The following is an 11,731-nucleotide window of genomic DNA, read 5'->3' on the forward strand; positions in this document are numbered from 1 at the left end:
GCCTCAGATCTCGCCGCCGAGATAAAGACGCTTGACCCTGTCGTCGGTCAGCAATTCGGTGGAGTTGCCGCTCAGCGCGACGCTGCCGGTGGTCAGCGCATAGGCGCGCTGCGAGATGCGGAGCGCCATGCGGGAATTCTGCTCGACAAGAAGAACGCTGACCTTTTCGTCGCGGTTGATGGCGACGATCGAGCGGGCGATGTCCTGGACGAGCTTTGGCGCGACGCCGAGGGATGGCTCGTCGAGCAGCAGAAGCTTCGGCTTCGCCATCAGCGCGCGGCCGATGACCAGCATCTGCTGCTCGCCGCCGCTCATCGTGCCGGCGGCCTGCGAGAAGCGCTCCTTCAGCCGGGGAAAGCGCCCCAGCACCATCTCCATCGTCGCGGCGATCTCGGATTTGCTCGAGCGCGTGAAGGCGCCCATCAGGAGATTGTCCCTCACCGTCATGTAGGGGAAGACGCGCCGCCCTTCCGGCACCATGGCGATGCCCATCTTGACGATCTCGTCCGGCGCGGCGCCGTCGATGCGCTTGCCGTTGTAGTGGATTTCGCCGGACCTGATCCTGTTCAGACCGGTGATGGCGCGAAGGATCGACGACTTGCCGGCGCCGTTGGCGCCGATCAGCGCGACGGTCTCGCCCTCGCTGACCTCGAGCGAGACGCCTTTCAGCGCATAGACGTGATCGTAATAGAGCTCGACACCGGCGAAATTCAGGATCTGGTTCATAGGCCGATCGCCTCGTCTTCGCTGCCGAGATAGGCTTCGATGACCTTCTCGTTGGCCTGGATCTCCGATGGCGTTCCCTCGGCGATCTTCTGCCCGAAATTGAGGACCACGATGCGGTCCGAGATCTTCATCACCGCCGGCATGTCGTGCTCGACGAGCAGGATGGTGAGGCCGAGATCGCGCAGGCGCCGCACCATCGCCACCATGCGCATGGTCTCCTCATGGTTCATGCCGGCGAAGGGCTCGTCGAGCAGCAGGATGGAAGGGTTGGTGGCAAGGCCGATGGCGATGCCCAGCGCCCGCAAATGGCCGTGCGGCAGGTTGCGGGCGATCTCGTTGGCAATCGGGGCCAGGCCGAGCAGCGCCAGGATCTCGTCGGCGGACTGGCCGAAGGCCGCTTCGTCGGCCTTGGCCGTGCCGGTGCCGAAGAAGAAGCCGACGAGGCTCGCCTTCGAGCGCAGATGGTGCGCGATGACGACGTTGTCGCGCACGCTCATGTTCTTGAAGATCGTCGTTTCCTGGAAGGTGCGCACGACGCCCTTGCGGGCGGCGACATGCGGCGCCATGCCGGAGATACGCTCGCCCTTCAGGCGCACCTCGCCTGCGGTCGGCCTGAGGAACGACGAGATCAGCTTGAACAGCGTCGACTTACCGGCGCCGTTCGGACCGATCACCGACAGGATCTCCTTTTCGCGCACCGAGAAGGAGACGTTATTGACCGCGACGAGACCGCCGAAGCGCTTGGTGATGCTGGAGACTTCGAGCATTTCGGCCATGGCTCAAGCCTTCTTCCGGGTCGAAGCCGTGAGGCTGAGCAGGCCGTTTGGCAGCACCAGCATCAGGACGATCATCAGGCCGGAATAGATGAGCAGTTGGAACTGGCCGGTTTGGAACAAAAGGTCCCATCCGAAATAGAGCACCAGCGTGCCGAGCATCGGCCCGAACACATAACCGAGGCCGCCGAGGAAGCAGTTCAGCATGAAGTTGACGGAGTCTGTGACCGTGAAGCTCGACGGATAGATCGATTGCGAGATGGCGGCGAAGATCGCGCCGGCGACACCGCCGAAGAAAGACGACACCGCATAGGCGATGACGCGCAGATAGGCGATGTTGACGCCGATCGAGGAGGCAAGCTCTTCATTCTGCTGCAGCGACTGGCAGAGCTTGCCGATGCGCGAATGGACCAGCCGGTACATGACACCGAAGCAGACCACCATCAGCGTGACCGCCAGCAGATAGAAGGCGAGCCGCGAGTTCTGCAGCGTGGCGAAATCCGGGATGATGGTCAGGCCGAAGACCGACAGCGCGCCTGGCAACGGGATGCTGACGATGCCCTTGGCGCCGTTGGTGATCGGCAGCGCCAGCGCCAAGAGCCGCGCCACCTCGGTCAGCGTCAGCGTCACCATGGCGAAATAGACGCCGCGCAGCCGCAGGATCGGCAGGCCGATCAGCACGCTTGCCGCGGCGCAGAACAGGCCGGCCACGGGCAGCGTCAACCAGAAGGACCAGCCATGGTTCATCACCAGTATGGCCGAGACGTAGCCGCCCATGAGCGCGTAGGCGCCCTGGCCGATATTGATGCGGCCGATGTAGAAGGTGAGCCACACGCCGGCGCTGGCGATGCTGAGCAGCGCCACCGAGGTCAGCGTGTAGTAGAGGTCGATGCGGCCGCTTGCCGAGATCGCGGCCGGCACGACGACGAAGACGATCGCCAAAAAGGCCACGACCGAAGCGATTTTCATGTTGCGATTGCGGGTCATGGCGCTCTCAACCCCACGGCTTGCCCATCAGCCCGTTGGGGCGGATCGACAGGAACACCATCAGGGCGGCGAAGATGACGAGATAGGTGACGTCGCCATATTCACGCAGCACGGTCAGGCCGACCGACTCCATCATGCCGAGGATGAAGCCGCCGGCGATCGCGCCGCCAACCACGCCGGCGCCGCCGATCATCACCATCAGGAAAGCCTTGATCGAGATCGGGCCGCCGATGCCGGAATTGACGCCGGTGATCGTGACCAGCAGGCCGCCGACGACGCCCGCCAGCATGGCGCCCAGCGCGAAGCCGATCATCGAATAGCGGTCGACCCGCACTCCCATCAGCTGGGCCGCGACGCGGTCCTGGGCGAGCGCCCGCATGGCGCGGCCGACCCGGCTATATTGCATATAGAGGACGAAAGCGGCGATGAAGACGATGGCCAGGGCACCGACGGCCAGTCGGTCATAGGGCATGATGATGCCGGCCTGGTTGAAGACGCCCTTGACGATCTTGGGCACGCCGCGCTGCTTCTCGCCGAACATGAGCAGGATGACGGCGTCGAAGAAGAAGGCCGTCGCCGCGGCGAGCAGCATGGTGCTCTCCTCGCGATGACTGCGCCTGATGACGGTGCGAAAGAGGAATTTCTCCATCAGCGCGCCGATCACCGCGAGCGTCACGCCGGAGGCCAAGAGCGCCACCACGAAGGGCAGGCCGAGCTGGCCGTAGACTGTGTAGGTGATGAACCCGCCCAGCACGTACATCTGCCCGTGGGCGAAGTTGAGCACGTTCATCAGGGCGAAGATCAGGGTGAGGCCCAGCGCGATCAGCGCATATTGGGCACCGAGATACAATCCGTTGGCGATGACCTGTTCCATGGAGACCTTCGATCTTCCGCGGGGTCCGGACCATAGCCCGGACCCCCGGCATGCGGGAGGAAGTAACCTTAGGAACCTGACGCTAAAGCTTGTGCCTTAGGTTTTTGATTTTACGCATGTCTTGGTCCCGAAAACCGGTTCCCGCTTTCGGGAGACATGCGTTAGTCGACGGAGCCGACGAACAGGGTCTGGAAAGCGCCATCCTTATACTCGTTGACCACCATCGGCACGGAGAGCTGACGCTTCTGGCCGAAGGAGGTCGAGCCGACATAGCTCAGCTTGGCGTCGCCCTTCAGGAAGGGGTTGGGCGCCGAGAACGTGTCCATCGTCTTCTTGAATTCCGCGACGTCGTTGATGGCGGCGGGATTGGCCTTCAGCGTATCGAGAATGTATTCCAGCGCGTAGACCTTGGTGTTGGACTCGTCGTTGTACTCGCCGAACATCTTGGTGTAGCGGGTGACGAACTCCTTCATCTCGTCGGAGGCGATCTCCGGCGTGGAGGCGCCGCCGACGGAGATGAAACCGTTGGCATATTCGCCGGCCCCCTCTTCCAGCACCTTGGCGTCCTGCGCCGTCTCGGTCGAGATCAGGCCCTCGTAGCCGAGCTCGCGGGCGGCGCGGATGAGCAGCGGCGCGTTGGCGGGCGCCACGCCGGACAGCACCAGCAGGTCGGGCTTCAGCGCGACGATCGGCGTCAACACCGGCGTGAAATCGCGAGTGTCGTTCTGGTAGGTGTCGTTCTGGGCGACGATATCGAGGCCGAGCGCCTTGGCCGCCTCGACGCCGCTGTCACGCTGGCTGAGCGGGTCGGATTCGTTCGCCGCAACGAAGGCGATCGTCTTCACGCCCTTGTTTTCCTTGAGATATTTGTAGATCGCCGGGCCCGACTGATAGTTGGCGATCATGCCCAGCACGGCATTCGAGGCCGGCTTCTGGTAGAGGGCTTTCGGGAAAGCGTAGGGGAAATAGATGATGCCGTTGGACTCTGCGACAGGGCGCACCGCGGCGGCACCGTCATCGACATTCGGCCCGACGACATAATGGATGCCTTCCTGCGCCATCTTCTCCATGCCGGCGATGGCGCGCTTGGGATCCTTCTGGTCGTCGAAGGTGACGATGTTGATGTTATAGGTGTCGTCGCCGATCTTGACGCCGCCTTTTTCGTTGAGCCAGGCGGCGCGCGTCTGCATCGAGCGCACATTGGACGTGCCCCAGGCAGCGGCGGGGCCGCTGGTGACGCCAACGAAGCCTATCTTGAGCTCCTTGTTTCCAGCCTGCGCGGACGGGATGGCAAAAGCGGCAATGGCCAGGGTCGAGACGGCGCCAAGCACCATCGATTTCAGAGTCGAGCGTCGATTGATCATTTGCAGGTTCCCTTCTGGTTATCGCGCCTTGTGTTTTTCGTTGGATGGCGCGGATAGGCCTAAGGGAAACCGGCTGCGACGGATTGTCAACATATTTCTTAATTATTGTATACAATATTTGAACCAGATGTGTGCGATGGCGCGGCAGCCGCACGCTGCGCAACGGCCGACAACAAGCGGGCACGACTCGGCCAACCCGATCAGCACTTGATGGAGAGGGCAAAAAGCGGGCGCGGCTCATCGAGGCCAAGCCGCGCAAAGAACAACCGCGAGAGCGGCTATTTTCCGCAATGATGGTCGTTGATCTTGTTCAGCGCGTTCGCGTCCGGTCCGGTCCGATGATAGGAGCAGGCGCCCGCCGCCGAGGTGACCAGCATGGCGTCATAGTAGCGCGGACCGCCGAACAGGATGTCGATGAGGTCGCCTTCGGCCGGAACGTAGCGTTCCTGCTCGACCAGCCGATGATGATGCCGGTCGCCGGCCAACGCCTGACCGGACACGCCAATTGCCGCGGCCAGAACGGCAGCGGAGATCGCAAGGTTTTTCGTCGTCATCGTCAGCAACCCTTCTGGCATCCGGTGCCCAAACATATAGCCAAAATCGCCAGCCGAACAAAGGTTCCGTCGGCAGCCTTGCAGGGTCTCTCGGCCAGTTGCGATTGCTAATGCAGATGCTTCAGCTTGTCGGGATTGCGCATCACATAGATCGCGGTGATCTTGCCGTCCTCGATGTCGAGCGCGGTGGTCTGCAACTCGCCGTCGGCTTCCAGCGTGACGAAGCCGGGCAGCCCGTTGATGAAGCCAAAGCGGACGAGCTGCGAGCGATTGTCCCTAAGCCAGGCGACGACGGTCTCGTATTGCTTGATGACCGCGTCGTGGCCGAAGACCGGCGCGATCGCCGCCGGGCGCTTACCGCCGCCGTCCGCATGAGCGCTGACATCGGCGCCGAGCATGGCGCCGAGCGCCTTCATGTCGCCGCTGCGCGAGGCATTGAAGAAGGCCTCGGCAAGCTCAAGGCCACGCTCTTTCTCGACCTTGAAACGCGGCCGCGCCTCGCGGACATGGCTGCGCGCGCGGGCGGCGAGCTGGCGACAGGCCGCCGGATCGCGGTCGATCTCGGTTGCCACTTCCTCGAATTGCAGCCCGAACACGTCGTGCAGCAGGAAGGCCGCCCGCTCGAGCGGCGACAGGCGCTCCAGTGCCAGCATAAGCGGCAAGGTGACGTCGTCCGCCTCGTCGTCTTCGACGACGGGATCGGGAAGCCAGGAGCCGACATAGGTCTCGCGCTGATGGCGCGCGGACTTGAGCTGGTCGAGGCAGAGGCGCGTGACCGTGCGGCGCAGGAACGCCTCGGGCTCGCGCACCTCGGCACGGTCGGCCCTCATCCAGCGGATGAAGGCCTCCTGCACCATATCCTCGGCATCGGCCACCGAGCCCAGCATGCGGTAGGCGACCCGCATGAGCTTCGGGCGCAGCGGCTCGAATGCCGCCGCCGCACCCTCGGATGCCGGCTTCGCCATCAAGCAGCGGCCGCCTTGTTGGAAGCCTTGGCATTGGCCGCCTTCACCGCAGCCGGATCGACAAAGCCGCCGAAGCCAACCGCGATGCGGTTCCAGCCGTTGATGATGTTGATCATCAGGGTGAGCTTCACCCGTTCCTCCTCGGTGAAATGGTCCTTCAGCGCCTCATAGGCGGCCTCATGCGTATGGCCTTCGCTGATCCGCGTCAGCGCCTCGGTCCAGCCAAGCGCGGCGCGCTCGCGGTCGGTATAGCACGGCGCCTCGCGCCAGGCCGCCAACAGGTAGACACGCTGTTCGGTCTCTCCGCGCTCGCGGGCATAGGTGGTGTGCATGTTGATGCAGTTGGCGCAGCCGTTGATCTGGGAAGAGCGGATCTCGATGAGCTCGGCGAGAGCCGGATCGAGGCTGGCAGAAATCGCGAGCGAGGCGCGGTGCCACTCCTTCATCAGCGAAGGGGCGGCGGCAAGGGGGTCAAGTCTGGCAGTCATGGTCGGTTCCTTTCGTTGGTTCCGACCTCAAGACGAGTGAGAACCCGCCCAACGTGACATGGCGCCGAATCTTTTGCGTCCCAAACCCCCTACTCGAACGAATACGTAAACCCTTCCGCCGAGGCCCCGACGGTGACCTTCGTTATCTTGGCGCCCTCGAGCGATCGGTTGAGCACGCCGCGGCTCAGCTCCGGCAGCAGCGTGTTGGTGAGGATCGCGTCGATCATGCGCCCGCCGGATTCGATCTCGGTGCAGCGCGCCTTGACCAGGTCCATGACACCGTCGCCGATGACCAGTTCGGCATCGTTGGTTGCCTTCAGCCGCCGCGCGATCTTGCCGAATTGATGGCGGGTGATCGCCTCGATCATCGCATCCGAGAGCGGATAGTAAGGTATGGTGACGACGCGGCCGAGGAAGGCGGCCGGGAACACCTTCAGCAGCGGCGCGCGCAAGGCAGTATCGAGGTCGTCGATCCCGGTCCGCACGGTGCCGTTCCTCGTGCGGTCCATGATGACGTCCGAGCCGACATTCGAAGTGAGCAGGATCAGCGTGTTCTTGAAATCGATGCGCCGGCCCTCGCTGTCGTCCATCATGCCCTTGTCGAAGACCTGGAAGAATATCTCGTGCACGTCCGGGTGCGCCTTCTCGACCTCGTCGAGCAGGATCACCGAATAGGGTTTGCGGCGCACCGCTTCGGTCAGGATGCCGCCTTTGCCGTAGCCGACATAGCCGGGCGGCGCGCCCTTCAGCGTCGAGACGGTATGCGCTTCCTGGAACTCGGACATGTTGATCGAGATCAGGTTCTGCTCGCCACCATAGAGCGTCTCGGCGAGCGCCAGCGCGGTCTCGGTCTTGCCGACGCCGGACGGACCGCAGAGCAGGAACACGCCGACCGGCTTTTCCGGGGCGCCGAGGCCGGCGCGGCTGGTCTGCACGCGCTTCGCGATCATTTCCATCGCATGGTCCTGGCCGACCACCCGCTCGGACAGGGTGGCGGCGAGCCTGAGCGCCTTTTCGGTCTGGCTGGACAGCATGCGTCCGGTCGGGATGCCGGTCCAGTCCTGCACCACGGCGGCAACCGCGTTGCGATCGACCGAGGGCAGGATGAGCGGTGTCTCGCCCTGCGCCGCGGCGAGTTCCGCCATCAATTCGCGCAGCCGCGCAAGGTCGGCGGTTGAACCCGCCGATCCCTCGGCGATCGTCTCCGCAGCGGCCGCCTCGGCTTTGGCCGCCTCGCCCTTGGTCGGCTTGGCTTTCGAACCCTTGGATTTCGCTGGCTTTGTTTCAGCCGCCTTGTTCTCAGGCGCCTTCGCCTTGGAAGCTCCGGATGCACGCGGCTCAGCCCCTGCGGTTTCCTCGGCGCCCTCCTCGGCCGCAGCCGCATCGAGCGGCACGCCTTCGCCGCGCAATTTGGCGCGCAGGTCGAGAATCTCGGCCACCAGCGCCTTTTCCCGATCCCAGCGCGCCTGGGCGGCGGCCAAGGTCGTCTCGGTTTCCGCCAATCCGGCGTCGACGCGAGCCTGCCGGTCGGCAACGTCGATGCCGATCGCCGCTTCGCGGCCGATGATGCCGCTTTCGACCTCCAGCGCCTGGCGGCGGCGCAGAATGTCCTCGACCTCGGCGGGCGTGGCATGCTGCGAGACGGCGACGCGGGCGCAAGCGGTGTCGAGAAGGCTGACCGCCTTGTCCGGCAATTGCCGTGCCGGGATGTAGCGGTGCGAGAGAGAAACGGCCGCCTCGATTGCCTCATCCAGGATCTGCACCTTATGGTGCTGCTCCAGAACGCCGGCGACGCCGCGCAGCATCAGCACGGCCACGGCTTCCGACGGCTCGTCGATCTTGACCACCTGGAAGCGGCGAGTCAGCGCCGGGTCCTTCTCGATATGCTGCTTGTATTCGGCCCAGGTCGTGGCCGCGATCGTGCGCAGCTCGCCGCGCGCCAGCGCCGGCTTCAGAAGATTGGCCGCATCGCCGGTGCCCGCGGCACCGCCGGCGCCGATCAGGGTGTGCGCCTCGTCGATGAACAGGATGATCGGCGTCTCGGAGGCCTGCACCTCGTCGATCACCGCCTTCAGCCGCTTCTCGAACTCGCCCTTGACGCTGGCGCCCGCCTGCATCAGCCCGACATCGAGCATGCGCACGCTGACGTTCTGCAGCGTCGGCGGCACGTCGCCCTGGGCGATGCGGAGCGCGAAACCCTCGACCACCGCCGTCTTGCCGACGCCGGCCTCGCCGGTCAGGATCGGGTTGTTTTGCCGGCGTCGCATCAGGATGTCGACGATCTGCCGAATTTCCGGATCGCGGCCGACGACCGGATCGATCTTGCCGTCGCGGGCGCGCTGGGTGAGGTCGGTGGCGTATTTCGCCAGCGCCGAATCCCCGCCCGGGCCGCGCTTCACCGGTGTCTCGATGGCGGCTGCGGCGGAAGCTGAGCCGGCTTCGAGCGAGCCTTCGGTGACATCGGCGAAGCGGGAAACGACGCCGTCCGCATCGATCTTGTCGAACTCGGCGCTGATCTTGGAAACCAAGCCTTCCAGAACGGGCGTCCTCAGGCAGGCAAGCAGGATATGGGCGCTGCGCACCTCTTCGACGCCGAACTCCAGCGTCGCCAGGTTCCAGCCTTCCTGGATGGCGTGGAAGATATGATCGGAGAATTCCTCCACCGAGGTCGCGCCATAGGGCAGCTTGTCGATGGCGCGCGTCATATCCGCCGAAAGCCGGCTTGCGTCCACTCCGGCGTCGGCAAGGATCATCTGCACGTCCGAGCGCTCGGACAGCACCAGTTGCTGGATGAAATGGACGAGCTCGACATAGGGATTGCCGCGCAGCTTGGCCGTGTCGGCCGCGGCCTTGAAGGCACGCACCCCCGTGGCGTTGAGCTTTGCGACCAGTTCCTTACGCTTGAAGCTCTGCGATGACCGGCGCTGTTCCATCGAACCTGCTCCCGCAACCTGCCGACCGTACCCTGCCATATAAGCGGCGGCTTGACAAAGCCGTGTGACGGATCAGGCGTTTGGATTCATCCAGGCGGCACCGCCCGGTTACACAAGCCTTGCAAACTCACCCAACAAACACCGGATTACTGTCCGGGCTATGCGAGCCATTTCACATACCCGGTCCGACAATCGCGCAATGGGTTTCGCCGAAGAAAACGGTCGCGTTTAGCTTCCGTTAGTTTTTGAGCGAGTGCTCAATTGTGATAAAGTGAGGCCGTGTGATAACGTTGCGTCACATAGGGTCTCAGGGCCGCTGGCTGGGGGTTAGTGTGATTGATCTCGCACTCTGGCTGAATCCTCTGAACGGTGAGAATCCGTCGGGAGAGGACTTGCGCAACGACCCGGCCTTTCATGAGCTGGAGCGTCTGACCGAACCGCAAGTCAAGGTTGTCCACGACGGCAACAGCAAGCCTGTCTCGCAATCCAGCCCGGTCGACTGGGCGGCCGTCCTCGAAAAGGCCGAAGAGCTTCGCCCCCGCGGCCGGGATCTGCGCCTGCTGGTCATCGTGGCGCGCGCTTTAGCCAACGAGGAAAGGCTGGCAGGCCTCGCGCAGGGCCTGACGCTGATCGCCAGGACCTTCGACCAGTACTGGGACACGATGCATCCGGCAGTGCGGGCCAACGCGCCGCCGCGCGACGCCGCCTTGCGCCGCATCAATGCCCTGCTCGACCTCCAGAATGCCCAAGAAGGCCTGTTGGCGAACCTGCGCGAGATGATCTTCTTCTCGCCGCGCCAGGTCGGACCGATCAGCGGACGCGACCTGGAAAAGGGCGCGCTCGACGAGCGCGTCATGCTGCAGGAAGCGGCTTCCGGACTGGGAGCCTCCGAAAAAGCGGCGCTGGCGACCGCTCACAGCCAGCTCTTGAACCGGGTGCGCAGCGGCTGCGTGGCACACATCGACCAGGCCGGCGACGCGATGGCCGCGCTGCTCGCCGACGCCCGCGCGGCGATCGCCGCCCTCGACGAGGTCGACGCCGCTCTCAACAAGCGTATCGAAGGCAATGGCCCGACCGTCCCGGAATTGAAACGGTTCCTGCAGCGTTTGCTGACGACGCTGGAGCGGAATTCGTCCGCCGGCACTGCTGGAAACGGAGCCGCAAAGCCGGTCCCGCAGGAATCGGCAGCGCCTACCCGAAACGGTCATCGAGCGGAAGGGGCCGAAGCGATGGGAGCCGAAACGATGGCAAGTGTCGCAAGCCGTGCGGAACCGGGCGTCGGGCTGCCTGACCGGATCACCTCGCGCGACGACGTCGTCAAATGCCTCGATCTCGTCGTCGCTTTCTATGATCGCACCGAGCCTTCGAGCCCGATACCGCATCTCGCCCGCCGCGTGCGGCGCATGGTGCACATGGATTTCGTGGAACTGATGGAAGATCTCGCCCCGTCGGGGCTGAAGGAGTTCCGGCTGCTTGCCGGTGTCCCCGATCCCAAGAAGCCGGCCCAGAAGGATGAAAGGTAACAAGCATGCCAGCAGAGAGCAAAGCGAAGGTCATCGAAAGAAACCGCGCGCCGCGCGTGCAGATCGCCTACGACGTCGAGACCTACGGCAGCCCGACGACGATCGAACTGCCGTTCGTCATGGCCGTGATGGCCGATCTATCCGGCGCTTCACAGACCAAGGAAGCGGTGAAGTCGGTGCTCGACCGCAACTTCGTCGAAACCGACGCCAACCGCTTCCCGAAATTCATGGAGGCCATGGGACCAAGGGTTAAGGCGCGGGTCAAGAACACGCTGCCGCAAGCCGAAGGCGCCGAGCGCGACGAGGAGCTCGCGGTCGATCTCACCTTCTCCAAGATGGGCGATTTCGCCCCGGACAAGATCGCCGAGCAGGTCCCGCAACTGGCGGAGATCCTGAAGATGCGCCGTCAGCTCGAGGAGCTGCTGGGCTTCATGGACGGCCGCGTCGACGCCGAAAAGCGCATAGCGCAGCTTCTCAACAACGAGCCGCTGCTGAGCAAGATCGCCAGCCAGGCGATGGCTGACGGCAAGGGCGAGGAGTAAGT

At 64.1% G+C, this 11,731-nt stretch carries 11 protein-coding genes; 2 read left to right on the forward strand and 9 right to left on the reverse strand.

What is annotated here, in order from left to right; genetic code table 11:
• Nucleotides 1-3 precede the first annotated feature (3 nt).
• The 9 genes from QAZ47_RS29625 to tssH all read right to left on the reverse strand — a co-directional run bounded on the left by QAZ47_RS29625 (nt 4) and on the right by tssH (nt 9,664).
• The gene (locus QAZ47_RS29625) at nt 4-726 is read right to left on the reverse strand and encodes an ABC transporter ATP-binding protein (protein WP_278231734.1); all 723 of its coding nucleotides are present in this window, start codon (nt 724-726) and stop codon (nt 4-6) included.
• Nucleotides 723-1,502, reverse strand: coding sequence for an ABC transporter ATP-binding protein (locus tag QAZ47_RS29630; protein WP_278231735.1), 780 nt, complete (start codon nt 1,500-1,502; stop codon nt 723-725). The genes QAZ47_RS29625 and QAZ47_RS29630 overlap by 4 nt, the downstream gene beginning before the upstream one ends.
• 3 nt (nt 1,503-1,505) lie before the next feature.
• Nucleotides 1,506-2,486: a branched-chain amino acid ABC transporter permease gene (locus tag QAZ47_RS29635; protein ID WP_278231736.1), complete on the reverse strand. Its 981-nt coding sequence runs from the start codon at nt 2,484-2,486 to the stop codon at nt 1,506-1,508.
• A gap of 7 nt (nt 2,487-2,493) precedes the next feature.
• Nucleotides 2,494-3,360, reverse strand: coding sequence for a branched-chain amino acid ABC transporter permease (locus QAZ47_RS29640; RefSeq protein WP_278231737.1), 867 nt, complete (start codon nt 3,358-3,360; stop codon nt 2,494-2,496).
• A 161-nt stretch (nt 3,361-3,521) separates the two neighbouring features.
• Nucleotides 3,522-4,724: an ABC transporter substrate-binding protein gene (locus QAZ47_RS29645; RefSeq protein ID WP_278204477.1), complete on the reverse strand. Its 1,203-nt coding sequence runs from the start codon at nt 4,722-4,724 to the stop codon at nt 3,522-3,524.
• Nucleotides 4,725-5,002: 278 nt separating this feature from the next.
• The gene (locus tag QAZ47_RS29650; RefSeq protein ID WP_278231738.1) at nt 5,003-5,278 is read right to left on the reverse strand and encodes a hypothetical protein; all 276 of its coding nucleotides are present in this window, start codon (nt 5,276-5,278) and stop codon (nt 5,003-5,005) included.
• A 107-nt stretch (nt 5,279-5,385) separates the two neighbouring features.
• Nucleotides 5,386-6,243, reverse strand: coding sequence for a sigma-70 family RNA polymerase sigma factor (locus QAZ47_RS29655; RefSeq protein ID WP_278231739.1), 858 nt, complete (start codon nt 6,241-6,243; stop codon nt 5,386-5,388).
• Complete coding sequence (locus tag QAZ47_RS29660; RefSeq protein WP_278231740.1) at nt 6,243-6,731, reverse strand: carboxymuconolactone decarboxylase family protein; 489 nt, start codon at nt 6,729-6,731, stop codon at nt 6,243-6,245. Before QAZ47_RS29660 ends, QAZ47_RS29655 begins: the two co-directional genes overlap by 1 nt.
• An 89-nt stretch (nt 6,732-6,820) precedes the next feature.
• Nucleotides 6,821-9,664: a type VI secretion system ATPase TssH gene (gene tssH / locus QAZ47_RS29665; protein WP_278231741.1), complete on the reverse strand. Its 2,844-nt coding sequence runs from the start codon at nt 9,662-9,664 to the stop codon at nt 6,821-6,823.
• A gap of 332 nt (nt 9,665-9,996) precedes the next feature.
• On the opposite strand from tssH, the gene tssA reads away from it, so the two are divergent.
• Nucleotides 9,997-11,187: a type VI secretion system protein TssA gene (tssA, locus tag QAZ47_RS29670; RefSeq protein WP_278231742.1), complete on the forward strand. Its 1,191-nt coding sequence runs from the start codon at nt 9,997-9,999 to the stop codon at nt 11,185-11,187.
• Between the two features lie 5 nt (nt 11,188-11,192).
• Nucleotides 11,193-11,729 (forward strand): type VI secretion system contractile sheath small subunit, encoded by a 537-nt coding sequence (gene tssB / locus QAZ47_RS29675; protein WP_278073505.1) that lies wholly within the window; start codon nt 11,193-11,195, stop codon nt 11,727-11,729.
• Nucleotides 11,730-11,731: the final 2 nt, after the last annotated feature.

Source organism: Mesorhizobium sp. WSM4904 (genome assembly GCF_029674545.1).
GTDB lineage: Bacteria > Pseudomonadota > Alphaproteobacteria > Rhizobiales > Rhizobiaceae > Mesorhizobium.